Below are 26537 nucleotides of genomic sequence, written 5' to 3'. Positions count from 1 at the left end.
TTTTTTGTTTTAAAGAAGAATTCACTCCTTCATTTGACTCTCTGCATCAGCCACGACTTGTTCTAGACTGGTCTGACCAAGCTCTGCCTCCATAGCCAGCTGGATTCTCTCCAATTTTTGATCCAAAACATCATGAATATGAGCTCCGACTGGACAGTTTGGATTTGGATTGTCATGGAAACTGAAGAGTTGACCAGTCTTACCAAGACACTCAACCGCTTGATAAACATCTAAAAGACTAATGTCCTTAAGGTCCTTGACAATCTCTGTTCCGCCTGTTCCACGCGCTACTGAAATCAGCTCTGCCTTCTTCAACTGGGACAAGGTCTTTCTGATAATGACAGGATTGACCCCGACACTAGCAGCCAGAAAATCACTGGTCACCTTGTTTTCCCTCCCCTCTAGAGCAATGATTATCAGCATATGAGTCGCAATGGTAAATCTACTTGGAATTTGCATCCTCTTCTCCTTTTTACGAGGCTAGCCTGCCTCTACTCTTCTTTTTCTATTATTATACCCTTTTTAGTTGTAATGTCAATCGTTACCACTTTTCAACCAAGCATCTAATTCCCTATCATAACCCTCTTTCTGGGCCAATTCACTCAGAAATTCCTGATGATGAGTATGATGGATACCATTGACTAGACTTTCATAATAAACCTCAAAATAGGGAAGTTTGAGGTCTTTAGCCAGTTGCAATTCAGCTGCTACATCGTAGTCTACCCGTCGGAAATCCATATCTACCAAGCCCTTGTCATCAAACTCCAAAATCATATACTGGGCCCGCAAGTCCTTCCGCAACTGGGCATCTAGAAAGAAAGGCTGGCCAATAGAACCTGGATTGACAATCAATTGCCCACCAGTCCCGTAACGAAGCAACTGCTGGTGAATATGACCATAAACAGCAATATCACAAGGCGGATTGGTCACCAAGCGGTCAAAATCCTCTTGCGCTCCAGTATGAATCAACTCTCGCCCCCAATTCTTATCAGGAAGATGGTGGCTAATTCCCACCGTCAAATCCCCAAACTGACGATGAAGCTGGAGAGGTTGATTGTGGAGCAGTTCAATTTCTTCTAGGGAAATTTCCTCTAAAACATACTGGCACTGACGCAAGAGATAGCGTTGACTGGGGCGAGTACTATCCAATTCCTTGCGGACACCATGCCACAGACTGTCTTCCCAGTTCCCCAAAACTCTAGCCGTAATCGGTAGTTGAGCCAACAAGTCCAAAATCCTTCTACGCCCTGTTCCTGGCATGAGAATGTCTCCCAAAAGCCAGTATTCATCCACTCCTAGCTGCCGAGCATCTGCCAAAACAGCCTCCAAGGCGGTGGTATTTCCATGAATATCTGAAAGAAGAGCTATTTTCATCATATCCATCTCCTCGTTTTTTCTCTTGCAATAAGTATAACATAAAAAGTCACAGCTAGAGAAATCTAGCTTTTTTTGATATACTAGATAAAGATATTAGACAAGAGGAAACGAATGACCCCGAATAAAGAAGATTATCTAAAATGTATTTATGAAATCGGCATAGACCTGCATAAAATTACCAACAAGGAAATTGCGGCTCGTATGCAAGTCTCTCCCCCTGCCGTAACTGAAATGATTAAACGGATGAAGAGTGAAAATCTCATCCTCAAGGACAAGGAATGTGGCTATCTACTGACTGACCTCGGCCTCAAATTGGTCTCTGAGCTCTATCGTAAGCATCGCTTGATTGAAGTTTTTCTAGTCCATCATTTAGACTATACAAGTGACCAGATTCACGAGGAAGCTGAGGTCTTGGAACATACTGTCTCTGACCTGTTCGTGGAAAGATTGGATAAATTGCTAGGTTTCCCTAAAACCTGCCCCCACGGAGGAACCATTCCTGCCAAGGGAGAGCTCCTAGTTGAAATCAATAACCTCCCACTAGCTGACATCAAGGAGGCTGGCGCCTACCGCCTGACTCGGGTGCACGATAGTTTTGACATTCTCAGTTATCTGGACAAGCACTCACTTCACATCGGTGATCCGCTCCAAGTCAAGCAGTTTGATGGCTTCAGCAATACCTTCACTATCCTCACTAAAAATGAAGATTTACAAGTAAATATGGACATTGCCAAACAACTCTACGTCGAGAAAATCGACTAATTTCTCAAGTACCCCAACCAACCCTGAAAGTTTAATTTTCAGGGTTTTCCCATCTATTTTTTATATCAAAAATTATAGTAAACGCTTTCAGGTTCCAACTAAATATTGTATAATAATTATATAAACTATTACGTCACTAACATATAAAAAAGGAGGTTTTATCATGAAAAAAATCATCTTCATCAAAACCACTCAACTCCTTGTCATTGATGGAATCATGTTGGCATTTTTGACATTTAAAGAGGGGCTTACTTTGGATTGGATTTTGATTTACAGTAGTTGGCTCATTTTCTTTCATCCTGTACTATTGACCTATCTTTCTAACCAGCTTTGTGACCACTTTAGTCAACTCTATTCCCAGATTAAATCGAGATTCTGGCGATTTGCCTTACAAATCCTCCTCTGGGATAGCCTGATAATTCTCTCCTTGCTGTTTTTAAGGGGTATCCCACTTTTCCTTCAGGGAACTCTCCTCATCCTAGGACACCTCATCCCTTCCTACCGCATAAGCCAAAGCCTGAAAAGAAACTTCCCAAAAGCCTATCAAGAACAGATTTCATTTTGGAGTATTTTATGATAGATGAGAAAAACCAAGCCGTCCGGGCTTGGTCTTTCTTATCTATTTTTAGTATCAAGGATGATGGTAACTGGTCCGTCATTGACCAGCTCAACCTGCATATCCGCTCCAAAGATGCCTGTCTGAACGGGCACTTCTTGTGCTAATTTTTGATTGAAAGCATCATAAAAGTCTGATGCCATATCAGGCTTGGCTGCGCCTGTAAAGGCTGGACGATTGCCTTTCTTGGTATCCGCAAATAGGGTAAACTGAGAAATAGATAGGATTTCTCCTTCAATATCTTTGACAGACAGGTTCATCTTGCCTTCTGCGTCTGAAAAAATCCGCATATTGACAAGCTTTCTCACGGCATAGTCTAAATCTTCCTCTTGGTCCTCTGGTCCAACACCAACCAGCAATAAGAGCCCCTGATTGATTTTTCCCTGAACCTGACCTTCGATACTCACTTGGGCTTTTTTAACCCGTTGGATAATGATTTTCATAATAGCCTTTCTAGTAAGAGCTAGGACAACTAGCCGTTGGTCCGTTTAACAGAGTAAACTTCTGGCACACTCTTAATCTTGTCCACGACCGTAGTCAGCGTCGAGAGGTTGGCAATGCCGAAGGAGACATGGATATTGGCAAATTTCATATCCTTGGTTGGTTGGGCGTTGACTGTTGAGATATTCTTGGTTGTGTTTGAGAGAACTTGTAGTACATCGTTCAACAGTCCTGTACGGTTGAGACCGTAGATATCGATATGGGCCATATACTCCTTATTTGAGCTAGAGTACTGGTCTTCCCATTCCACATCAAGGAGACGTTGATCGTAGTTTTCTTGAGCCCGTAAGTTCATACAGTCCACACGGTGAATAGCCACACCACGACCCTTGGTAATGTAGCCAACAATATCATCACCAGGCACGGGATTACAGCACTTGGCAATCCGCACTAGGAGACCTGAAGCACCTTCAATGACCACACCACCCTCATGCTTGACCTTGAGGGTGTCTTTATTTTCAACCTTGACCTCGCCACCTTTAACAAGTTCTTCTGCCTCAGCCTTGGCCTTGGCACGTTCTTCCTCACGGCGTTCCTTTTCAGTCAGACGGTTAAAGACGGTAATAGCACCAATTTCGCCAAAACCAATAGCCGCAAAGAGGGATTCTTCTGTCTTGTAGCTGGTCTTTTGCAGCACTTGATCCATGTGGCGCTTGTCCATGAATTTATTGGCCACATAGCCATTTTCTTGGAACTGAGCCATCAGCATTTCACGACCCTTGTTGACAGACAATTCCTTATCTTGGTTTTTAAAGAACTGACGAATCTTGTTACGAGCCTTGCTGGTCTTGACCATATTGAGCCAGTCACGGCTCGGCCCAAAGGAGTTAGGATTGGTGACAATTTCAACCTGATCCCCTGTCTTGAGCTTGGTTGTCAGCGGAACCATTCGACCATTGACCTTGGCACCAGTTGCTTTTTCCCCGACTTTTGTATGGATTTCATATGCAAAGTCAATCGGTCCTGAATCTTTGGGAAGGGAACGGACAGCTCCATCTGGGGTAAAGACGTAAATCTCCTCAGCCAGATAGTTTTCCTTAACAGAGTCCACAAATTCCTTAGCATCATCAGCCTGGTCTTGGAGCTCCATCATCTCCTTGATCCAGTTCATCCCAATAGCAGATTCCTTGCTGTTAACCTGCCCCTTAACGCCTTTCTTATAAGCCCAGTGAGCCGCAACCCCGTACTCAGCCACCTCGTGCATGGCCTTGGTTCGAATCTGGAATTCAATCGGCCCTTTTGGCCCATAGACAGTCGTATGGATAGACTGGTAACCATTAGCCTTACGATTAGCGATATAGTCTTTGAAACGACCAGGCATGGGTTTCCAAAGTTCATGAACATAACCAAGCATGGCATAAACATCACTTTGGGTATCCAAAATACAGCGAATGGCAATCAAATCATAGATTTCCTCAAACCGTTTTCTCTTATCCTGCATTTTACGGAAAATTGAGTAGATATGCTTTGGTCGACCATAAATCTTCCCTTTCAAGTGACGATCTGTCGTATATTCCTCTAATTTTGTGACTACCTCATCCACCAAGGCCTCACGCTCTCTGCGTTTTTCCTTCATCATATGGGTAATCTTGTAAAACTCTGTCGGATTGAGATAACGGAAAGACAGGTCTTCCAATTCCCATTTGACACTAGAAATCCCCAGACGGTGAGCAAGAGGTGCATAGATTTCCATAGTTTCTTTGGAAATGCGCTCCTGCTTGTCTTTTCGAAGGTGTTTAAGCGTCCGCATATTGTGCAAGCGATCAGACAGTTTGACCAAGATAACACGGATGTCCTCAGACATGGCCATAAGCATCTTGCGATGATTTTCAGCCAACTGCTCCTCGATCGATTTGTACTCGACCTTACCAAGTTTGGTAACCCCATCGACAATCACACGCACATCAGATCCAAACTCTCTTTCCAAATCGTCCAAGGTCGCATCTGTATCCTCCACCACATCATGCAAGAAACCGCAAGCTACCGTTACAGCATCCAGCTTGAGCTTGGCTAAAATACCTGCTACTTGGATAGGGTGAATGATATAAGGTTCACCTGATTTACGATATTGACCACTATGGCATTCAACAGCATAGACCAAGGCCTTATGGACAAAAGCAACATCTTCTTTTGATAAATATTTTTGCGTTAGAGCGACAACCTCATCGCCCGTCAAATTCACTTCTTTTGGCATCTCTACTCTCCAATTCTTCCTACCATTTTATCACTTTTTTAAGAATATGAAAACTAGATTGGAACAGAATAAGAAAAAAATAATTCAGAATTGCTTGATAATTCTGAATTATTGGTCTATAATATATTACGAAGTTAGATTTAAAACTTAGGTGATAGAAGGAGAGATAGAAGAACGGAAACCATATTGTAACCGAAAGACTTTCTGACTTCCCCAATTCCATTGAATATACGAAAGATAAACGGTGAAACTCGTGTCACATACACTGGTACCTTGACTGGATTTTGGAATTAAAATCCTCAAGATACTTTCTTTTATCCTTTAGTTTATAAGGAGAACACCTATGAAAAAAACTGCTATTTCTATCTTTGCTCTCCTAGTGTTAGGAGTTAGCTGCCTGTTCCTATTCAGCCAGCAAGGCTATAAAAAAACAGTCGTTCAATACTATGCTAACGACCAGAACCTGCCCAATAAGATAACTTATAGTGAATATAGTGATAAACGAGAAGCCAACTACGGCGGAACTCTAAACATCACATCTATCAAACAAGCTAATGACGGAGTTTATGCAACCTATGAAGGGCAATTGACACCTCTCCAATATTGATAAATTGATAACCAGCCTGTCTTCATCTAGTCATGCTGGTTTTTAAGTTCATTCTAAATCCTTACCTATTCTCCCTAACTGTGCTATACTTATCTTAGTACATTCTTTGAGATTGGAGCTAGTATGAAAATCCATAAAACCGTGAATCCTGTTGCCTATGAAAATACCTATTACTTGGAAGGCGAAAAACACCTCATCGTCGTCGATCCTGGCAGCCATTGGGAAGCCATTCGTCAGACAATCGAGAAGATAACAAACCGATCTGTGCCATTCTATTGACCCATGCCCATTATGACCATATCATGAGCTTGGACTTGGTTCGTGAAACTTTTGGCAATCCTCCTGTCTATATCGCAGATAGCGAAGCCAGCTGGCTCTATACTCCCGTCGACAATCTCTCTGGGCTTCCACGCCACGATGATATGGCAGATGTGGTCGCAAAACCAGCTGAACACACCTTTGTCTTTCATGAGGAATATCAACTGGAGGAATTTCGTTTCACTGTCTTGCCAACACCAGGTCACTCTATCGGTGGTGTTTCTATCGTCTTCCCTAATGCTCACCTAGTCTTGACAGGTGATGCTCTTTTCCGTGAAACTATCGGGCGGACCGACCTTCCAACTGGTAGCATGGAACAACTCCTCCATAGTATCCAGACTCAACTCTTCACCCTACCAAACTATGATGTCTATCCAGGACATGGTCCAGCTACGACTATTGCTCATGAAAAGACCTTCAATCCCTTTTTCTAGCAAGATGATGATAATGACTATCGCAATTTAAGTAAACTATCCAGCAAATCTTTCCATTATAAAAGGCATCCTATCAAGGTTTTCACACCTGATTGGATGCCTTTTTTCTGATGACTAGATTTTTTACATTACCAAATAATGACGCGCTCTTCTGGTGAACGCCACATTCCGTCGCCTTCTTTGACATCATAGGTTGTAAAGAAATCATCGAAGTTTGGTACTTGTACATTGACACGGAGTTTGGCTGGTGCGTGCACATCGACGCTAGCCAAAAGTTTCATAAATTCTGGACGACCTTTCATGCGCCAGATGCGACCGAAGTTGTAGAAGAACTCTTCTGCTGAGAAGTCTGGTTCTCTCTTAGCTGCTTCAAGCGCTGCAGCGATTCCTCCCAAGTCAGCCACGTTTTCTGATACAGTCAATTTACCGTTGATGGTTGCTCCATAAGAATCTTGTCCATCAAATTGGTCAATAACTTTTTGTGTTTTCTCCTTGAAGGCAGCATAGTCGCTCTCTGTCCACCAATCCTTGAGGCTACCATTTTCATCAAAGGACGCTCCGTTGGTATCAAAGGCGTGGGAAATTTCATGAGCAATAACTGCCCCAATCCCACCGTAATTAGCAGAAGATGACTGATGCAAGTCATAGAAAGGCGCTTGTAAAATAGCTGCTGGGAAGACAATCAGGTTCTTCTGTGGATTGTAGTAGGCATTGACCATATGAGCAGGCATGCCCCATTCCTTGTAGTCAACAGGTTGGTTCCATTTGCTCCAACTGTGCTTGATTTCCACACGCGCAAAGGCTAGAGCATTGTCAAAAAGACTGGCAGTTTCATCCACTACCTTGTCCTTATAGCGTTCTGGCAATTCTTCTGGATAACCAATATAAGGCTTGATGACATTGAGTTTGACGATGGCCTTATCACGAGTTTCAGGAGTCAGCCAGTCATTTTTAGCCAAGCGTTCCTTATAGACATCTATCATGGTTGCCACTTTTTTCTCCACGTCCGCCTTAGCTTCTGGAGAGAATTTTTCATGGGCATACCAGAGACCCAAGGCTTGTTTGAATGGACCTTGTGCTAGCTGATAGGCTGCCTTGACCTTGTCTTTGGCTTCTGGAACCCCTGAAAGCGCACGGCTATAGGCACCTGACAAGACACGAATTTCTTCTGTTAAATAGCTGGTTGAGAGATTGACAACACTCAAAATCAAGGTTGCCTTGAGAAGAGGCCAGGCTTCTTCACTATAGAATTGGTCTGCTGCTTGCCAGAAACGTTCCTCGTCTACGATAACCTTATCTGGTACTTGTCCAAGAACAGCTTGGAAGAAGTCATCCAAAGGTAGGGCAGGCGCAAATTTCTTGAAATCTTCATAAGCATATGGATGGTAGAGTTTAGCATACTCTGAACTTTCTTCATTAGAGAGCACTACTGCCGCAACTCGACGGTCCAATTCTAGTCTTTTCTCTAGCAAGTCTTCAATTTCTGCATCAGAAAAATCATATGCCTTGAGAAGATTTGCGCTGCTTTCTTTCCAAAGAGTCAAGAGCTCTTCGCGCTGAGGATGGTCTTCTGCATAGTAGGTCGTATCTGGCAGGATCGTACTTGGAGCACTAGCCCATAAAACGTTGATTCTGGCATCCATAAAGTCTGGCGATACACCAAAAGGAAGGAAGTTAGGTTTGCCAGCAAGCTCAAACTCTGCTAGTTTGGCAGAGAAATCTGCAAAAGTCTCCAATTCTTGGAATTCTTTAAGGAGTGGTAAGACAGGTGTGATACCGTCAGCTTCTCTTTTGTCAAAATCACGAACTAGGCGGTGGTATTTGACAAAGTTTACCAAGATAGCATCCTCAGGCACCTCTTCACCTGCCAACCACTTGTCTGTTGTCGCCAGCATCAGGTCTTCAATTTCCTGATCTAAATCAACAAAACCTCCCGTTTGAGACTTATCTGCTGGGATTTCAGCTGTTTTCTGCCATTCTCCATTGATTGCATCATAAAAATCATCTTGATAACGTGTCATCTTGTTCTCGCTTTCATTTGTACTTGTTTTTAGCTTAACAAAAATTAACTGGGAATGCAATTAAAAATGAACTGATATTTCCTAGTATTTTCAGTTATTGTTTTAATTTTTTAAAAATTCACAAAAAAATTAATTGTCTGAAAAATGAATTGACAAAAAATATATAAAATGATAAAATTTTATCTATCTCGTAGCTTTGCTACTTGAAATTTAAATATTAGGAGGTAGATTTTATGCTTAAGCAAAAACGTGTTCATTCTGCAAGTATTGCAGGAATCGCAGTAGAAGGATAGTAATACTTTCTTCACCGAGGCTGGTAACTAGACTTTCTCTAGTTACCTTTTCTTTTAATTGATATAAGGAGATATAATGGATCTACTAAAAGCTCGTCCAAAACTAAAAAAGGCTTACCCAGTAGTATATAAAGACGGATCGGTCTATATAGGTGGGTTTGGAGAAATTACAGAATATGAAGACCCTAGCGGAGCTATTGAATACATGCTCAAAAAAATGGATGGAATTAATACCGTCGAAAAAATCATAAGAGAAGTTTCAGAAACCTACAGTGAACTATCACCATCTGATGTAATGGAAGCTATTGATGAAATCAGTAAAGAACGATTTATCGAGGATTTAAATCTTACTGGTTCTAAAATATTATCCAAGTATGAATTAGAACGTTATCACAGAAACATCAACTTTTTTTCATCTTACGCAACTTTAAGTGAAAATAAATATATTTCTCAAAAAAAATTAATTGATTCAAAAATTGGAATTATTGGATTAGGCGGATTAGGCTCTCACATTATATATGACTTAGCTGGCTTAGGTATAGGAGAAATAAAAGCTGTTGAATTTGATGTCGTTGATATATCTAATTTAAATAGACAAATTTTATATAACTTTGATGATATAGGAAAGAGTAAAGCAAGTATAGCAAAACAACGCATCTATGAATTTAATCCTCAAATAAAATTTACTGTTGATGAAAAGAAAATCACTTCATCTGAAGATGTTGTTGAATCATTCCGTGGATTTGATTGCTTAATACTAGTTGCGGATAGACCTAAAGTCAAACTAGCAAGATGGGTAAATGAAGCTATAGTGAAGCTTAATATTCCTTTATTTTGTGCAGGTTTAGAAGCACAACGAGCCTTGCAATATACTATTATTCCCAAAATATCTGGATGCATTGATTGTTGGAGAAATACTATCCAAAAAGAACACCCTATTTCTCACCTAATCCTTGAAGAAAGAACTCGTTTAAACTTAGTTGGTGACAATACTGCCATAGCTCCTCTAGTATCTGTAGCAACTGGTATCATTTGTTCAGAAGTTACAAAATATATCACTGGTATCGGTGAATTAACTACTGTAGGCCAATTAAAATCCATAGATATGAATACAATGACTACAAAAATAGCCGAGCATTGGCATATAGATCCCAATTGTATAACCTGTCGTGGAGGTAATATTATTGAATAGAAATTACAAAATATTGTGGCTAACATTTCTTGTATCCAACTTTGGTGATTGGCTAAGAAAATTAGCTCTACCTTTGCTAGTATTTGAGAAAACAGGATCTCCATTTCATATGGCTACTCTATACGGTATTTCATTTTTACCATGGATTTTATTTTCTCTAGTAGGAGGTATATTAGCAGATAAATTCAAAAAAGTATATATCATCTCAATATGTCATTTAATCTCATTAGTCATTCTAAGTTTGCTAATAATATCTTTTAAAAATGATAATGTACTCTTACTCTTAATTTATATTTTAACCTTCCTGCTCTCTTCTACAGAGCCATTAGTCCACCCAGCATTTCAAAGCTTGTTACCACAGATTGTAACAGACAATCAGCTATCAAAAGCCAATTCAGGAATCCAACTTATTGACAATACATTAAATCTTATTGGTCCTATGATTAGTGGATCTGTTCTATTACTTATTAATCCAGCTAAAGTTTTATGGGTCAATGCTCTTACCTTTTTAATTGCCAGCGTATTAATTCTCTGCATAAAAACTCCAGAAAATACACTAGTAAATATCTCTAAAAAAGAGAGTCTTTCTAAAACAATATCTATTGGTTTGCACTATGTAAAAAATGATAAAATCATCCTAAGTGGAGCTATTCTTTTTTTTGGAACAAACTTTGCCATTCATATATTTCAGGCCAACTTAGTTTACTATATTACAGATGTTCTAGGCTATACCTCCTTTCACTATGGATTAATACTCTCAATAGCTGGTGTAGGAGCTATATTAGGTGCTATTCTTGCCCCTGAATTAATTAAAAAGTTTAGATATGGAAAAATCCTCTCCATCAGTACAATGCTAGCTGGTCTATCTACTATGTTGCTATCAATTAACACAAACTATATATATATGGGAGTATTTTTAGGTTTGAGTAATATGTTTGGCAATATCAATGCCATTACATATTTTACGTTACGACAAAAAGTTGTCAAAAAAGAAATGTTGGGACGTGTTGTTAGTATTACTAGAATGATCTCATTTGCTTCTATCCCCTTAGGAGCATACCTTGGAGGAATACTTGTTTCACATAACTTAACTATCATAAGTATTCTAATATTAGCAGGTACTATAAGATTTCTTGCAGGGGGATTTAGTTACTTTAGTCCATTAACCAAAAGTAAAAACTATTGATGTTTAAAGTGTGATATACTTATTCAAAATAATTCATCAAAGAATCGCTCATACTCAACAAAAATCAAAGAGTAAACTAAGGGCTTATCCATAGATAGATTAAAATACTTTTTGAAGTACAGATAGTAAATCTAATTAAAGAATCTTTAAAATCATAAAAACGCATAATATCAGGTGTATAAACCTTGAGATTATGCGTTTTATTAGACCTTCTACTAAATATATAGCAAAATAAACTAAAAACAGGATAAATTGATTAGGAAATTCAAACCAATTTCTAACAATGTTTTAAAAAACTCGGTGGACTATTCCAGAATCAATCCACTATATATCGATTCCCTTACGTAATGTGTAAAGATTTTGGTAAAGATTTTTCAGTTAATATTTTAATTTTTTCAAAAATTAACTTGACTTAACTTTTTTTTTAATGTATATTAAGAGACAGGAGGAATATAAGTTTATGATACGTATCGAAAACCTCAGTGTCTCCTACAAAGAAACGTTGGCACTTAAGGATATTTCACTAGTGCTCCATGGACCAACAATTACCGGAATCATTGGTCCAAACGGTGCTGGAAAATCAACATTATTAAAAGGTATGCTGGGAATTATCCCTCATCAAGGTCAGGCATTTCTCGATGACAAGGAAGTTAAAAAATCCTTACACCGAATTGCCTATGTCGAACAAAAAATCAATATCGACTACAACTTTCCCATCAAGGTCAAGGAATGTGTCTCGTTAGGACTCTTTCCCTCTATCCCTCTCTTTCGAAGTTTAAATGCTAAACATTGGAAAAAAGTAGAGGAAGCCCTTGAAATCGTCGGCCTAGCTGACTACGCTGAACGTCAAATCAGTCAACTGTCTGGAGGTCAATTCCAGCGGGTCTTGATTGCCAGATGTTTGGTGCAGGAAGCCGATTATATCCTCTTGGATGAACCCTTTGTTGGGATTGACTCTGTCAGTGAGGAAATCATCATGAATACGCTGAGAGATTTGAAAAAAGCTGGTAAGACGGTTCTCATCGTTCACCACGACCTCAGCAAGGTTCCCCACTACTTCGATCAAGTCTTACTTGTCAATCGAGAAGTGATTGCCTTTGGTCCAACAAAAGAAACTTTTACCGAAACCAATCTAAAAGAAGCTTACGGTAATCAACTCTTTTTCAATGGAGGTGACCTATGATTGCAGAATTTATCGATGGATTGCAAAAATTCCATTTCCTACAAAATGCCTTGATAACAGCTATTGTCGTCGGGGTCGTAGCTGGAGCTGTGGGATGTTTCATCATTCTACGCGGGATGTCACTCATGGGAGATGCCATTTCACATGCTGTCTTGCCAGGTGTAGCCCTCTCCTTCATCTTGGGCCTTGACTTCTTTATCGGAGCCATTGTCTTTGGACTGCTAGCTGCCATCATCATTACCTACATCAAGGGAAACTCGATTATCAAAAGCGATACCGCCATCGGCATTACCTTTTCTTCTTTCTTAGCCCTCGGTATCATCTTGATTAGTGTCGCTAAAAGTTCAACTGACCTTTTCCATATCCTTTTTGGTAATATTCTTGCCGTACAAGATACGGATATGTTTATTACTATGGGTGTTGGGGCAGCCATTCTCCTGTTAATCTGGATTTTCTTCAAGCAACTCTTGATCACTTCCTTTGATGAACTTTTGGCTAAAGCCATGGGAATGCCTGTCAATTTCTATCACTACCTTCTCATGGTACTCCTGACTCTCGTGTCTGTGACAGCCATGCAAAGTGTCGGAACTATCCTGATTGTAGCCATGCTGATTACCCCAGCCGCAACTGCTTATCTGTATGCTAATAGCCTGAAAAGCATGATTTTCCTTTCCTCAACCTTTGGAGCTACAGCTTCAGTTTTGGGGCTCTTTATCGGCTATAGCTTTAACGTTGCGGCAGGTTCTAGTATCGTGCTCACAGCTGCTAGTTTCTTTCTCATTAGCTTCTTTATCGCTCCAAAACAACGATATTTGAAACTAAAAAATAAACATTTGTTAAAATAAGGGGCAAAACCCCAATAAATTGGAGGATCTAATGAAAAAATTAGGTACATTGTTCGTTCTCTTTCTTTCCGTCATTGCTCTTGTAGCATGTGCTAGTGGAAAAAAAGATGCAGCTTCTGGTCATAAACTAAAAGTTGTGGCTACAAACTCAATCATCGCTGATATTACTAAAAATATTGCTGGTGACAAGATTGATCTTCACAGTATCGTTCCTGTTGGCCAAGACCCACACGAATACGAACCACTCCCTGAAGACGTTAAGAAAACTTCTGAAGCAGACCTCATTTTCTATAACGGTATCAACCTTGAAACAGGTGGCAATGCTTGGTTTAGCAAATTGGTAGAAAATGCCAAGAAAACTGAAAACAAAGACTACTTTGCAGTCAGCGAAGGTGTTGAAGTCATCTACCTTGAAGGAAAAAATGAAAAAGGTAAAGAAGACCCACACGCTTGGCTTAACCTTGAGAATGGAATTATCTTTGCTAAAAATATCGCCAAACAATTGAGCGCTAAAGATCCTAACAACAAGGAATTCTATGAAAAAAATCTCAAAGAATATACTGATAAGTTAGACAAACTTGATAAAGAAAGTAAGGATAAATTTAATAACATCCCTGCTGAAAAGAAACTCATTGTAACCAGCGAAGGAGCATTCAAATACTTCTCTAAAGCCTATGGTGTCCCAAGTGCCTACATCTGGGAAATCAATACTGAAGAAGAAGGAACACCTGAACAAATCAAGACCTTGGTTGAAAAACTTCGCCAAACAAAAGTTCCATCACTCTTTGTAGAATCAAGTGTAGATGACCGTCCAATGAAGACTGTTTCACAAGACACAAACATCCCAATCTACGCACAAATCTTTACTGACTCTATCGCAGAACAAGGTAAAGAAGGCGACAGCTACTACAACATGATGAAATACAACCTTGACAAGATTGCTGAAGGATTGGCAAAATAATCTAGATGTTAGTTTATCTATTACTAGGTTCTTGTCTCTCTTTACATTACTTCTAATATTAGCTTTGTTAGTTCTATCTCTAGCTAAAAAAAACGTTTATAAGAATAAAGATTTCTTAAATCAGTACGAACGAAGTGAGTTTTTACCAGATATTTCTCACTGTAGTGGTATCCTAGATAAGAACTTTGATCTTATCTAGGACGGAATTTTTGAGACCTAAGGCTCAAAAATTAGGGATGAAATTCCGAAGGAAGTTGCTCCCGTCCGCACTACCTTCGAGAAATATCAAATAGATAAAAAATCTGAAAAACGTCATTCTCACATGAGCTGGCGTTTTTTCTATACCCATATTTCCGGTCAAATCATTGGATAATTCCGACTGTTTCAGCTAAAATGGAAGAAAAAAGATTGGAGTTTCCTATGGTAACTTTTCTCGGAAATCCTGTGAGCTTTACAGGTAAACAACTACAAGTCGGCGACAAGGCACTTGATTTTTCACTCACTACAACAGACCTTTCTAAAAAATCTCTGGCTGATTTTGATGGCAAGAAAAAAGTCTTGAGTGTCGTGCCTTCTATCGATACAGGTATCTGCTCAACTCAAACGCGTCGTTTTAATGAAGAACTGGCTGGACTGGATAATACGGTTGTCTTGACTGTTTCCATGGACCTACCCTTTGCCCAAAAACGTTGGTGTGGGGCTGAAGGTATTGAAAATGCCATCATGCTCTCAGACTATTTCGACCATTCCTTTGGACGTGATTATGCCCTCTTAATCAATGAGTGGCACCTATTGGCACGCGCGGTCTTTGTCCTCGATACTGACAATACGATTCGCTACGTTGAATACGTAGACAATATCAACTCTGAACCAAACTTCGAAGCCGCAATTGCAGCTGCTAAAGCCCTATAGAAAAAATCCTCTGTCATAAAGAGTTCCCTACTCTTTGAAACGGAGGATTTTTGTTTACGAGTAAATATAAGTTCAATCAGATAAAAACAACTGCCTTATACTCTTCGAAAATCTCTTCAAACCACGTCAGCGTCGCCTTACCGTATATACGTGACTGACTTTGTCAGTCTTATCTACAACCTCAAAGCGGTGCTTTGAGCAACCTGCGGCTAGCTTCCTAGTTTGCTCTTTGATTTTCATTGAGTATTACTCTACAGATTTAAGGGCTTCAAGCATATCAACCTTTCTCAGATGATGATTGACAAAGAAACCAAGCAAGGTCAAAATGATGCTTACTGCTGCTACTGGAATTACATAGACTTCCCAGCCTACCTGCGGATAAAAGAGAATAGTCGCAGGTGAAATCATTTGAATCAAAAATTGATGTAAATAGAAACCAGATACCAAACCCAGTACGATTCCCACAAGGGACAGTACAATCGTCTCACGGTAAATGTAGAGAGTGACTTCATTATTATGAAAACCGAGAACCTTGATAGTGGAGAGTTCACGAATTCTCTCAGCCACGTTGATATTGGTCAGATTGTAGAGGATAACAATAGCCAACAGAACCGAAACGATGACCAAGATGGTCATGGTCTGATTGAGTGAGCTAGCGACGGAGTCAAAGAGCCGAATGGCTGAAGCATTCTGGACAACACTGGACACTGCAGATTGATTCATAAGTAAGCCGGCCTGTCTTTCGATACTAGGAGCACTGGTATCCCTTAACGAGACCAGATATGTATTAGCTTGGGGTAGCTGTCCGTAAAGTTGCTCATAGTCAGTCTGACTCATATAAATAAAATGACCAACGTAGTTCTCAGCAATGGCAGCGACCTTTAGCTTCTTACCTTCAATTTCTAGAGTCTGCCCAACCTTGACACCTGCCAGCTGGGCAAGTTTAGCTGTGATAACGACGCCATCTTTTAATGTCAACTCTTGCTGATGATGTTGCAGATGAATAAAGGGAGTCAAATCTTCCTTATCGGTCATCATAAGAGTAATAGTTTGAAGGCCAGCCTTGCCTTTGAAATCCTTGTCTAGCGTCTTAGAATAAATTTTCTGGTAGTCTTGAATATTCTGACCTTTCAACACTTCTTCTAACTCTGCCTTGTCTTGATTGGTCGCACTAGGATTTTCAGAAACAATCATTTGATACTGTTGAATTTGTTGAAACTGTCTAGACGGAACTCCTGCTACAGAGGATTGGATTCCCAAACCTGCAAAAAGCAGAGCTACAGAACCTGCCACACCAAAGATTGTCATCAACATCCGCTGCTTATAACGGAAGATATTTCGAGCTGTTACCTTATGGGTAAAACTGAGACGACGCCAGATAAAACCGATGCGCTCTAGTAAGATTTTAGCTCCTTTAACAGGCGGTTTAGGCAGTAAAAGCTGGGCTGCTTCATCATGAAGTTCCCTCCTAGCCACCAGATAGGCTGGTAACACACTCGCCAACCAACTCAAGCCAAGAGCCAGCAAACTATAGGTCCAATAGAACTGAATCTGGGTTTCTCCCACCACCATACCTTTTGTAATGACACTTGAAATCACACTGGCTAGTAAATAATGGCCAAGTATACTACCTAGAGCTGTTCCGACAGTCCCAGCTACTAGACCATAGAGGAGAAATTTGGCAATAATATCCTTACTGCGATAGCCCAAGGCCTTAAAAATCCCTGCATGTGTTCGCTCTTCATCCACAAAACGAGTCATGGTTGTAAAGGTCACCATGGCTGCTACGGCATAAAGCACTACAGGAAAGATATTGCCCACTGCCCGAATACTGGCTGAAGCATTACTGTACATGAGATAGCCTTGACCGCCAGGCATGGTCTGACGATTATAGACTTGATACTTGGGCTCAGCTAAATCATCCAAGACTCGCTGATGTTTTTCTAGTTTTTCCTTTTCTTGGGCTAGATTTTGTTCAGCCTGCTTTAGTCTATCCTCTTCCTTGCTCAATTCCTGCTTGGCTTGGGTAAGTTGAGCACTGGCCTGCTCTCTCTGGGCTTGAGGAAGCAAGTCTAGTTGACTTTCTTGAACCTGTATACGAGCTTGAGCAGCTGCTAAACGACGCTTGCCTTCCTGCAAATTAGTTTCAGACTTGTCAAGGGTCTCTTGACCTTTGTCTAGAGACTCTTGTCCTTCTTTTTTCAAGAGTTGCAGACGTGCCTTGCCATTATCTGACAAAGCTTGTTCAAGGTCTTCCTGATGTTGCTTGGATTTTTCTTCATAAGCTGCTGAAAAAGCATTTAAGCCTGCTAAATCTTGATATTTCAAACGAGCTATATTGTAGACTTTCTGATCAAACTGACTAGGTAAAATCACTCCATAGGCTGTCAGAGTCCCACTTCCACTTCCTGCGTAGCCCATATCTCTCTGGGAGAGGATTTCAGCTGAATCCACAAAACCAGTAATGGTATAAGTATGATCTTTTAAAGAGGAATGACCCTCTTCTTTTTCTTTAAAACTAATCTCCTGTCCCACGCTGTATTGGCCTTGCAAATGAGTGGCCAAAGCGATTTCCTTGTCTGACTGAGGAAGTCGTCCCTCTCTTAGCTGAAAGGTTGAAATTCGCTCTGGTTTGGAGTACAGCCGAATGGCATCCTGCCCATTCTCCATAGTCACATCCGTCAAATAGCCAAAATCAACCTCTGCGCCCTCTAACAGTTCTAGTTCTTCTTGATCTGCTTGATCCAAACCATAATTAGACATAACTGCCAAATCCAAGGTTTGAGCAGTCGTTAAATAAGCATTAGCTGTCGCCTCCATGTTGGGGCTAGTCACTTTGAGGCCTACTAGGGCTAGAGACCCTAACATCATCAAGGTTAAGATGGATAAAAAACGCCCCTTGGAGCCTGTGAAAGACTGAATTAAGTCCTTCCAATAGGTTTTTCGCTTGATCATGCTAGTACTCCAAACTGTCGATATCCTGAGGATGCTGGTTGATCACCACATCCTTGACACTGGCATCGTGCATATGAATCACGCGATCAGCAATGGGCGCCAAAGCTCCATTATGAGTCACGATGATTACCGTCGCTCCCTTTTGATGAGACATGTCTTGGAGAATCTTCAAGACTTGCTTGCCTGTCTGATAATCCAAGGCTCCAGTTGGTTCATCACAAAGGAGAATTTTAGGATTTTTAGCTACTGCGCGTGCAATGGAGACTCGCTGTTGCTCCCCTCCAGAAAGCTGGGCTGGAAAGTTATTGAGACGATGAGCCAGACCTACGTCTTTGAGCACTTGCTCTGGATCCAAGGCATCTGTCACGATTTCTGAGGCCAACTCCACATTTTCCTTAGCTGTCAGATTGGACACTAGATTATAAAACTGAAAAACAAAACCAACATCATTTCTACGGTAATTGGTTCTCTGGTGGGAACTATAGTCTGCAATATTGACACCATCAATCCAGATTTCCCCTTCATCATTGGTATCCATTCCCCCAAGAAGGTTAAGGACCGTTGACTTGCCTGCACCAGACGCACCTAGAATAATCACCAATTCACCCTTTTCAATCTCAAAATTCACATCACGATTGGCCACGATCTCCGTGTCCCCAACCTGATAACGCTTGTAACAGTGTTTCATCTCAATATAAGCCATAAGACCCACCCTCTCTCAAACAAATTACTTCATATTACCATTATAACGCTTTTTCAACTAGTTAGAAACTGCTTACATTCTCAAATCCTTATTAAAAGGCAGTCTCAAACTACTGCCTTCTAATACTCAATGAAAATCAAAGAGCAAACTAGGAAGCTAGCCACAGGTTGCTCAAAGCACTGCTTTGAGGTTGCAAATAAAGCTGACATGGTTTGAAGAGATTTTAGAAGAGTATAACATCTTCTTAAAAATAAAATTGAACCAGATCACCTTCTGCTGTTGCCACCGAAATACAATCTTTCTCTACGCATTTCACTTTTGCTTTTTCTTGATTCACTTCAATCACACTTTTTTCAATCCCTGGATAAGAGATTCGCAAATCTCCTCCACTTCTTGATAAAATGGTCAACTGTAAGAGTTTTTCATCCTCCCAGCGCATGCTAAGTTCAAAATGTCCACGTGCCATTAAGCCTGAAACGGAACCTGTTGAGCATGCATCGGGTAGGGCGGCTAGAGGTACCAGATAAGCTGTATGAGACTGGAGTAACATTTCTGCCATTCCACTGCTAGCACCAAAATTACCATCTATCTGAAAAGGAGGGTGGCTACACCAAAGATTTGGCAAGGTGGATGTCTTTAACTGCTCTGCTAATAATTTATAGGCTCGATTGCCATCTCCCAAGCGGGCCCAAAGATTGATCTTATTAGCCTTGGACCAGCCTGTTCCCCCATCTCCACGATCATTGAGACTAGCACGCGCCGCTTCAAGATACTCTTGTCCCTTGTAACTAAAGAGATTTCCAGGATAGAGTCCCACTAGATGGGAAGCGTGCCGATGCTGGGCCTCCACTTTCTCATTTTGAAAATGCTGCTCTTCCTCCTCATACCACTCTCTGATTCGACCAGATTGAGTGAGTTGAAGAGGATTAAGCAAGTCAAACTTCTCCTTGACCTCAGTCAACAAATCCCCATCCAGTCCCAATTCCTGAGCAGCCTGAATAAAATCATGGAATAATTGCCAAATCAGAGATTGGTCATAGGTATTGCCAATCGAAATCGGCCCATGTTCTGGAGAATAAGACGGAGAAGACACCCAACGCTGCGCCTGCCTATCCTCATGTAAAAAATCATTCCAAAAATAAACCGTTTCCCTCAACATGGGATAAATTTTCTCCCTGAGATAGTCTTGATCACTATAAAATGAATAGGCTTCATAAACAGTTTGCATCAGCCACGCATTGGCAGCTGGTGACCAACCCCAATAGTAATTCCAACCAGGTGCCGTCCAACCAAAGGGAGTCGCTTGAGTATGAACCAACCAACCATTCTCCTCCCCTTCCTGAGAGACGATTCCTGCATACCTTGCAGCCGCTAGACGACCATAGACACGCAAATCATCGATATAGTTGATGACCGGAAAGGCCGTCTCTAAGAGATTGGTAACATAGGCTGGCCAATAATTCATCTGCAGATTGATATTCAAGTGATAGTCCGAATTCCAAGGAGGATTGTCGACCGCATTCCAGATTCCCTGTAGATTAGCTGGTAGAGCATCTGGGCAATCTCTAGAAGAACTAATCAATAAATACCGTCCATACTGGAAGAATAGCTCCTCCAAAACCTGCCCCTCTTGTGGCTTATAATTTTTTAGCAAATCATCTGTAGTGGATGTGTCTACATCAGCTCCCAAATCCAATTGAACACGTTGGAATAAGGCTTGGTAATCCTGAATATGCCTTGATTTCAATTGGGCATAGCCCTTTTCTTTAGCTATCTCCACCAAGTCCTTAACCTGTTTCTCCAAATCTATTTTCTTGCGATAATTACTAGCAGGATTTTGGGCAAAATCTGTCTTAGCCGCCAAGAAGAGATTAGCATAACTAGCTCCTGATATCTGAACCTTATTTGACCAGACTCTAATGTCCCCATCCGTTTCCCAAGCTAAACAGCTAGTAAACTGCAGGTCATTATCCTTAACTCTTCCCTTCATCAAGATATAAGAATCAGATATATCCAGCTGGCACTCCTTGTAATCAGATTTTTCCTGCTCATACTTTCCATCAGAAGCCAAATCATGGGTCAAGGATAGTTCTATAGTAAAATCTAGAGTTTCCAACCCTTCCTTAGTATAGCGCTGAACCAAGAGATCATCTGGAAAACTCGCAAAAGTTTCACGTTCAAATTTCGTTCCCTTATAGACATAAGAAGCCGTCGCAAGCGCCTTACTGATATTAAGCTGCCTCTGGTAATCCGTCACCTGATACAAAGTCTTGCCTTGATTACTAAATTCAATATGAATATCCCCAAAGGACAGATAGGTCCCATATTGACTCGTTTTGGGCCCGACCAGGTGCTGTTCAGCCAGTTCCTTAGTCCGATTGTAATCTCTCTTTTCCAAAGCCTGCCGAATATCAGTTAAAAAGTTATGCTGATCTTGAAGATTTCCACCCTGATAATCTGAACTATCAGGAAGTGGACCACCAGACCAGAGACTTTTTTCATTAAATTGAATCCTCTCAGCACCTATAAGGCCAAATACTTTTGCCCCTAAAGAACCATTGCCTATTGGTAAGGCCTCTTCTTCCCACCCCTTATATGTTGTTGACGCTGGTTGCTTGTAGGCCAATACATAATCTTGTTTTTTATTCCTTATCATACTACCATACTAACATAAAAAGCCTAGAAATCAATTCTAGACTTACAATTTTTTATTTTCCAAGGTAGTATTCAGAAACTACGTTCAATTTTTCGTCGAATTCGAATACCAATGGTGGGAAGTTAGGGATTTCCACGTCCATGATTTCGTCATCTGACAAACCTTTGATGTGTTTTACAAGGGCACGGATTGAGTTACCATGAGCTCCTACGAATACGTTTTTACCATCTTTAAGAGCTGGAGCGATTTTATCTTCCCAGAATGGAAGGGCACGTTCCAAAGTCACTTTCAAGTTTTCAGCATCTGGGATAACTGAGTCGTCAAGTGAAGCGTAACGACGGTCTGTGTGAGCTGAGTGTTCATCATCACGGTCCATGTTTGGAGGCAATACATCGTATGAACGACGCCAGATGTGAACTTGTTCATCACCAAATTGCTCAGCAGCTTCAGCTTTGTTTTTACCAGTCAAACCACCGTAGTGACGTTCGTTCAAGCGCCATGATTTTTCAACTGGAACCCACAATTGGTCAGAAGCTTCAAGAGCCAAGTTCGTTGTTTTAATAGCACGTTTCAATACTGAAGTGTAAGCTTGGTCAAATTCGATACCAGCTTCTTTAATCAATTTACCAGCGTCAATCGCTTGTTGTGTACCTTTTTCAGACAAATCAACATCAGCCCAACCAGTGAAAAGGTTAGCTTTGTTCCATTCAGACTCACCGTGGCGAGCAAAAACCAATTTTACCATTAGATGGATTCTCCTTTAAATTTTCCGAGGTTTCCCCTCGTTTATCTATTCTATTTTACACAATTTTTCACAAAAAAGCTAGTCAAAACCAAAAAGGAAAGGACTGTTTGGCAATCCTTTTCCTTATTTTTTATCCTTCAACTTTGAATTTTTTGAGACTTCCTAAAAATAGTGAACCACCGATAATTGCTAGGATTCCTCCTACCCAACCAAGGGCTGGAATCAAGCCAACTGCTCCACCTACGATTAATAGGACAGAAGGAGCCGAACCAACACGACTTTCTCCCTTATAGTATACAATCGCAACAATTCCTAAAACTAAAATAGCAATTTTTAAAACGGTTGGAAGTAAAACTCCTGCAACTCCTGCAACTGTTGTAGATGCAGTTAATTCAGGACTCTGTGTAGCTGTTGCTGTAGCAGCTGTACTCACAACTGCTGCTAGTAAAAGAAATGGGGCAATAAGTAAGTAGATTCCACCTACTAAACCAACAATACCACTATAAAGTGCTAAAGCTTTTGACTTCATAATAAATCTCCTTTTTTATTTTTTTCAAATAAGATTGTATCATATTTGCTAAAAAAAAAAAAGCATTTTCTGGAATTGTAAAATAAAAACTTGCATAATATGAAATAAAATATAATACTCTTCAAATATTCAAAATAAATATCCCCTTTATTATTATAAAAATGTTACATAGCTTATCAGTTCTTACCTGAAATATCAAATCCGTATTTTATCTTACTGCTGTTAGCTTGCTACCTTTATCTTTGATTCTTGTTGATACTCTTCGAAAATCTCTTCAAACCACGTCAGCGTCTCCTTGTCATATATATGTGACTGACTTCGTCAGTCTTATCTACAACCTCAAAACAGTGTTTTGAGCAGCCTGCGGCTAGCTTCCTAGTTTGCTTTTTGATTTTCATTGAGTATGAGTATACAAAGTCACACCTGGCAAATTTTCAAAATAAATAAAAACACATCATATCAGGTGTTCAAAAACGTGATACAATGCGTTTTATAGATTATAAAATTAGTTGTCTTTTCTTCTCAAATTGAGTTTTCCCTAGACTCTTTAACTTATTTCTCTTCAAATCCTTCTGCGACTGCGTCCGCAAAGTTTTCTTCTACGATGCTTGCACAGTGGTCACAGATGACTGCATGGTAGCTGCGTTCTGCTGTTGTTGGGTCGATGCGACGGCAACGGTCACATACTTCACCTACAGCGCGTTCTACTGTGAAGGCTACATCTTCGAAGCTAACGGCAGCTTCTGGAGCTGGGCCTTCTGCGATGGTCAATTCAGACACAATCAAAAGTTGAGCTACATTGCTGTTTACTGCTTCGAGTAGGGTTTTCACCACTTCGTTTGGATAAACTGTCAAGTGTGCTTCAAGTGATTTACCGATAACTTTGGCATTACGAGCTTCTTCCAAGGCTTTTTGAGCTTGTCCACGGAAGTCCATGAAGGCAGCCCATGTATCCAAGATTTCTTCTTGGTTAGCAAATGTCTCTGCTTCTGGCAATTCTGACAATTGAACGAAGTCTTCTGCTTCAAACTCAAGATATGACCAGATTTCTTCCGCAGTGTGAGGAAGGATTGGTGTCAAGAGTTTCGTAATTTTCACAAGAATGTCATAGAAGACAGTCTGCATTTGACGGCGTTCCAATGATTTGGCACCTTCGATATAAACAACGTCTTTAGCGAAGTCAAGGTAGAAGGCTGATAAGTCAACGTTGATAAAGTTTACCAAGGCCTTATAGATTGTCAAGAATTCAAAGTCAGCATAAGCATCACGAATAGTCTTCACAAGCTGGTTAAAGCGAATCGTCATGTACTTATCAACTGAACGAAGTTCATCGAAAGCGACTGCATCTTGAGCTGGATTAAAGTCAGAAGTATTGGCAATCAAGAAGCGAAGTGTGTTACGAATCTTACGGTAAGTTTCAGAGACTTGGCTCAAGATATCCATAGAGATACGTACGTCATTGCTTGAGTCAACACTTGTTACCCAGAGACGCAAGATTTCAGCACCGAATTGTTTTTCAACATCACTTGGAGCAATGGTATTTCCAAGAGATTTAGACATCTTCTCACCTTTACCATCAAGAGTAAAACCTTGTGACAAGATTTGTTTGTAAGGTGCTACGCCATGGTTGGCAACAGATGTAATGAGTGATGAGTTGAACCAACCACGGTATTGGTCAGAACCTTCAAGGTAAAGGTCAGCTGGATAAGTCAGATTTGGACGATTTACCAAAACACCATTCCATGATGAACCTGAGTCAAACCATACATCCATAATATCTGTTTCTTTCTTGAACTCCCCATTTGGAGAACCTGGATGTGTAAATCCTTCTGGCAAGAGATCTTTGGCATTACGTTCCCACCAAATGCTTGAACCATGTACTTCAAAGAGTTGAGCCACATGTTCAATAGTCTCAGCTGTCATAATCGCTGTACCGTCTTCAGCGTAGAAGATTGGAAGTGGAACACCCCAAGCACGTTGACGAGAGATAACCCAGTCACCACGGTCACGAATCATATTATATAGACGGACTTTACCCCATTCTGTATGGAATTTAACTTTATCAATAGCATCCAAGATTTCTTGGCGGAATTTTGAAACAGAGGCGAACCACTGTGGTACTGCACGCCAGATAATTGGTTTCTTGGTACGCCAGTCAAATGGATATGAGTGAGAAATTTCTTCTTGGGCAAGAAGGAGGTTACCGAGTTTTTCGATAACAGTTGGAACCACCTTGTCATAGAATTGACCTTCAAACTCAGCACCAGCATTAGCCATCATGATACCACGTTCATCAACAGTGACTGCGACTTCAAGACCATTAGCAATACCAACATTGTAGTCGTCCTCACCAAAACCAGGGGCTGTATGGACAATACCAGTACCAGAGTCAGTTGTAACGTGGTCACCAAGAATAACCAATTCATCTACAGCTGTATCCCATGGGTGTTCTGTTACAATGTGGTTCAATTCTTGACCACGGTAAGTTTTCAAAACTTGAACATCAGACCAGCCAAATTTCTCAGATAAACTATTCAATAATTCTGCAGCAACCACAAACTTACGAGCTTCACCAGCAGGTTGAACCAAGACGTAATCAATATCCGCTCCAACAGTCAAACCGCGCGAAGCTGTGATAGTAAATGGAGTAGTTGTCCAAACAACGATATAAGTATCTGTATCTAGAACACCTTTGCCATCTTTTACCTTATTAGCATAGTAAAGAGAAGTTGAAACCAAATCATGGTATTCAATTTCCGCTTCGGCAAGGGCTGACTCAGATGACCAAGACCAGTAAACTGGCTTGGCACCACGGTAGATATAACCCTTATTAGCCATCTCACCAAAGACACGGATTTGGGCTGCTTCATAGTCTGGAGTTAAAGTCACATATAAATTTTCCCAGTCACCTGACATCCCCAAACGCTTGAAATCATCACGTTGTTTATAAACTTGAGAAAGAGCGTACTCACGACAAAGTTTTAAGTACTCAACCAAGTCCATTTCTTTGCGCTTAACACCTTGCTTTGCCAAAACTTGCTCGATTGGCAGACCATGAGTATCCCAACCTGGAATATAAGGTGCGTTAAAACCTGACATAGACTTAGAACGAATGATGATATCTTTTGAGATATGATTCATGGCATGTCCAACGTGGATATTTCCGTTTGCGTATGGAGGGCCATCATGCAAGACAAAATGAGGTTTCCCTTCATTTAGTTCTTGACGACGTTGATAAAGTTTTGCATCTTCCCATTCCTTTTGCCAAACTGGCTCTTTGGTAGGAAGGCCTGCACGCATTGGGAAAGCTGTTTTCCCAAGATTAAGGGTATCTTTGAGTTTCATGGTATCTCCTTTATAAATAATAACAAATTAAAAACCACGACTGCCAAAAAGGACGAAAATCGTGGTACCACCTTTATTCGGAAAAAGATTTAGTCTTTCTCCCTCTTATCCCGTAACGTGGGGAACGTCAAATCTTACTTCATTCAGACTTGAGTTTTTGAGAGGATAATCTTATCAATAGAGATTACAGGACTCACACCAT

At 40.6% G+C, this 26537-nt stretch carries 20 protein-coding genes and 1 pseudogene; 10 read left to right on the top strand and 11 right to left on the bottom strand.

The features are described from left to right. Positions 1-21: 21 nt before the first annotated feature. Positions 22-459 carry an Rrf2 family transcriptional regulator gene (locus SMI_RS03275; protein WP_001166793.1) on the bottom strand — a complete coding sequence of 146 codons (438 nt, stop codon included), beginning with the start codon at positions 457-459 and terminating at the stop codon, positions 22-24. 75 nt (positions 460-534) lie between these two features. Further along, entirely contained in the window at positions 535-1377 is an 843-nt protein-coding gene (locus SMI_RS03270) for a metallophosphoesterase family protein (protein WP_000975512.1), read from the bottom strand. Positions 1378-1488: 111 nt separating this feature from the next. Between SMI_RS03270 and SMI_RS03265 the strand changes: the two genes are divergently transcribed. After that, positions 1489-2139: a metal-dependent transcriptional regulator gene (locus tag SMI_RS03265; RefSeq protein ID WP_000188508.1), complete on the top strand. Its 651-nt coding sequence runs from the start codon at positions 1489-1491 to the stop codon at positions 2137-2139. 163 nt (positions 2140-2302) lie between these two features. Then, positions 2303-2716 carry a hypothetical protein gene (locus tag SMI_RS03260; protein WP_000720033.1) on the top strand — a complete coding sequence of 138 codons (414 nt, stop codon included), beginning with the start codon at positions 2303-2305 and terminating at the stop codon, positions 2714-2716. 38 nt (positions 2717-2754) lie between these two features. Here SMI_RS03260 and dtd read toward each other — a convergent pair whose 3' ends face one another. Beyond that, positions 2755-3198 carry a D-aminoacyl-tRNA deacylase gene (gene dtd, locus SMI_RS03255; protein ID WP_000691419.1) on the bottom strand — a complete coding sequence of 148 codons (444 nt, stop codon included), beginning with the start codon at positions 3196-3198 and terminating at the stop codon, positions 2755-2757. Positions 3199-3227: 29 nt separating this feature from the next. Continuing rightward, complete coding sequence (locus SMI_RS03250) at positions 3228-5450, bottom strand: RelA/SpoT family protein (RefSeq protein WP_001123772.1); 2223 nt, start codon at positions 5448-5450, stop codon at positions 3228-3230. A 379-nt stretch (positions 5451-5829) separates the two neighbouring features. Here SMI_RS03250 and SMI_RS03245 point away from each other — a divergent pair, with 379 nt between their 5' ends. Both SMI_RS03245 and SMI_RS03240 read left to right on the top strand, forming a co-directional pair. Beyond that, complete coding sequence (locus SMI_RS03245; protein WP_343287569.1) at positions 5830-6057, top strand: hypothetical protein; 228 nt, start codon at positions 5830-5832, stop codon at positions 6055-6057. 123 nt (positions 6058-6180) lie between these two features. Beyond that, positions 6181-6809, top strand: a pseudogene (locus tag SMI_RS03240) (MBL fold metallo-hydrolase). Between the two features lie 128 nt (positions 6810-6937). On the opposite strand, the gene pepO reads toward SMI_RS03240, so the two are convergent. Next, entirely contained in the window at positions 6938-8830 is a 1893-nt protein-coding gene (gene pepO / locus SMI_RS03235) for an endopeptidase PepO (protein ID WP_000199252.1), read from the bottom strand. A gap of 369 nt (positions 8831-9199) precedes the next feature. Here pepO and SMI_RS03230 point away from each other — a divergent pair, with 369 nt between their 5' ends. From SMI_RS03230 to tpx, 6 genes are all read left to right on the top strand, one after another. Beyond that, positions 9200-10315: a HesA/MoeB/ThiF family protein gene (locus SMI_RS03230; protein WP_000364967.1), complete on the top strand. Its 1116-nt coding sequence runs from the start codon at positions 9200-9202 to the stop codon at positions 10313-10315. A gap of 13 nt (positions 10316-10328) precedes the next feature. Beyond that, positions 10329-11501: an MFS transporter gene (locus SMI_RS03225; RefSeq protein ID WP_231840215.1), complete on the top strand. Its 1173-nt coding sequence runs from the start codon at positions 10329-10331 to the stop codon at positions 11499-11501. Positions 11502-11961: 460 nt separating this feature from the next. Continuing rightward, on the top strand, positions 11962-12684 hold the full coding sequence (locus tag SMI_RS03220) for a metal ABC transporter ATP-binding protein (protein ID WP_000619149.1): 723 nt from the start codon (positions 11962-11964) through the stop codon (positions 12682-12684). Then, positions 12681-13529: a metal ABC transporter permease gene (locus tag SMI_RS03215; RefSeq protein ID WP_000559786.1), complete on the top strand. Its 849-nt coding sequence runs from the start codon at positions 12681-12683 to the stop codon at positions 13527-13529. The genes SMI_RS03220 and SMI_RS03215 overlap by 4 nt, the downstream gene beginning before the upstream one ends. Before the next feature lie 31 nt (positions 13530-13560). Beyond that, positions 13561-14490 (top strand): metal ABC transporter substrate-binding lipoprotein/adhesin PsaA, encoded by a 930-nt coding sequence (gene psaA, locus SMI_RS03210; RefSeq protein WP_000733050.1) that lies wholly within the window; start codon positions 13561-13563, stop codon positions 14488-14490. Positions 14491-14910: 420 nt separating this feature from the next. Next, a complete protein-coding gene (tpx, locus tag SMI_RS03205; protein ID WP_000256026.1) occupies positions 14911-15402 on the top strand; it encodes a thiol peroxidase in 492 nt (163 codons plus the stop codon). Positions 15403-15648: 246 nt separating this feature from the next. Here the strand turns inward: tpx and SMI_RS03200 are convergent, their stop codons facing one another. The 6 genes from SMI_RS03200 to ileS form a co-directional block, all read right to left on the bottom strand. Beyond that, the gene (locus SMI_RS03200; protein ID WP_000595895.1) at positions 15649-18357 is read right to left on the bottom strand and encodes an FtsX-like permease family protein; all 2709 of its coding nucleotides are present in this window, start codon (positions 18355-18357) and stop codon (positions 15649-15651) included. 1 nt (position 18358) lies between these two features. After that, entirely contained in the window at positions 18359-19060 is a 702-nt protein-coding gene (locus SMI_RS03195; RefSeq protein WP_000323360.1) for an ABC transporter ATP-binding protein, read from the bottom strand. A gap of 244 nt (positions 19061-19304) precedes the next feature. Next, positions 19305-21716, bottom strand: coding sequence for a glycosyl hydrolase family 95 catalytic domain-containing protein (locus tag SMI_RS03190; protein ID WP_000620712.1), 2412 nt, complete (start codon positions 21714-21716; stop codon positions 19305-19307). Between the two features lie 52 nt (positions 21717-21768). Beyond that, positions 21769-22461: a phosphoglycerate mutase gene (locus SMI_RS03185; protein ID WP_000240129.1), complete on the bottom strand. Its 693-nt coding sequence runs from the start codon at positions 22459-22461 to the stop codon at positions 21769-21771. Between the two features lie 130 nt (positions 22462-22591). Next, the gene (locus SMI_RS03180) at positions 22592-22990 is read right to left on the bottom strand and encodes a hypothetical protein (RefSeq protein WP_000836729.1); all 399 of its coding nucleotides are present in this window, start codon (positions 22988-22990) and stop codon (positions 22592-22594) included. Between the two features lie 552 nt (positions 22991-23542). Then, a complete protein-coding gene (gene ileS / locus SMI_RS03175) occupies positions 23543-26335 on the bottom strand; it encodes an isoleucine--tRNA ligase (RefSeq protein ID WP_000768044.1) in 2793 nt (930 codons plus the stop codon). Positions 26336-26537: the final 202 nt, after the last annotated feature.

It is taken from the genome of Streptococcus mitis B6 (assembly GCF_000027165.1).
Lineage (GTDB): Bacteria > Bacillota > Bacilli > Lactobacillales > Streptococcaceae > Streptococcus > Streptococcus mitis_AR.
The sequence above is the reverse complement of the archived record's forward strand: the minus strand, read 5'-3'. Positions and strand labels throughout refer to the sequence as shown.

Bases quoted from the DNA above. Each gene is read 5' to 3' on its own strand.
- SMI_RS03275 (WP_001166793.1), bottom strand. From the start codon at position 459: ATGCAAATTCCAAGTAGATTTACCATTGCGACTCATATGCTGATAATC.
- SMI_RS03270 (WP_000975512.1), bottom strand. From the start codon at position 1,377: ATGATGAAAATAGCTCTTCTTTCAGATATTCATGGAAATACCACCGCC.
- SMI_RS03265 (WP_000188508.1), top strand. From the start codon at position 1,489: ATGACCCCGAATAAAGAAGATTATCTAAAATGTATTTATGAAATCGGC.
- SMI_RS03260 (WP_000720033.1), top strand. From the start codon at position 2,303: ATGAAAAAAATCATCTTCATCAAAACCACTCAACTCCTTGTCATTGAT.
- dtd (WP_000691419.1), bottom strand. From the start codon at position 3,198: ATGAAAATCATTATCCAACGGGTTAAAAAAGCCCAAGTGAGTATCGAA.
- SMI_RS03250 (WP_001123772.1), bottom strand. From the start codon at position 5,450: ATGCCAAAAGAAGTGAATTTGACGGGCGATGAGGTTGTCGCTCTAACG.
- pepO (WP_000199252.1), bottom strand. From the start codon at position 8,830: ATGACACGTTATCAAGATGATTTTTATGATGCAATCAATGGAGAATGG.
- SMI_RS03230 (WP_000364967.1), top strand. From the start codon at position 9,200: ATGGATCTACTAAAAGCTCGTCCAAAACTAAAAAAGGCTTACCCAGTA.
- SMI_RS03220 (WP_000619149.1), top strand. From the start codon at position 11,962: ATGATACGTATCGAAAACCTCAGTGTCTCCTACAAAGAAACGTTGGCA.
- SMI_RS03215 (WP_000559786.1), top strand. From the start codon at position 12,681: ATGATTGCAGAATTTATCGATGGATTGCAAAAATTCCATTTCCTACAA.
- psaA (WP_000733050.1), top strand. From the start codon at position 13,561: ATGAAAAAATTAGGTACATTGTTCGTTCTCTTTCTTTCCGTCATTGCT.
- tpx (WP_000256026.1), top strand. From the start codon at position 14,911: ATGGTAACTTTTCTCGGAAATCCTGTGAGCTTTACAGGTAAACAACTA.
- SMI_RS03200 (WP_000595895.1), bottom strand. From the start codon at position 18,357: ATGATCAAGCGAAAAACCTATTGGAAGGACTTAATTCAGTCTTTCACA.
- SMI_RS03195 (WP_000323360.1), bottom strand. From the start codon at position 19,060: ATGGCTTATATTGAGATGAAACACTGTTACAAGCGTTATCAGGTTGGG.
- SMI_RS03190 (WP_000620712.1), bottom strand. From the start codon at position 21,716: ATGATAAGGAATAAAAAACAAGATTATGTATTGGCCTACAAGCAACCA.
- SMI_RS03185 (WP_000240129.1), bottom strand. From the start codon at position 22,461: ATGGTAAAATTGGTTTTTGCTCGCCACGGTGAGTCTGAATGGAACAAA.
- SMI_RS03180 (WP_000836729.1), bottom strand. From the start codon at position 22,990: ATGAAGTCAAAAGCTTTAGCACTTTATAGTGGTATTGTTGGTTTAGTA.
- ileS (WP_000768044.1), bottom strand. From the start codon at position 26,335: ATGAAACTCAAAGATACCCTTAATCTTGGGAAAACAGCTTTCCCAATG.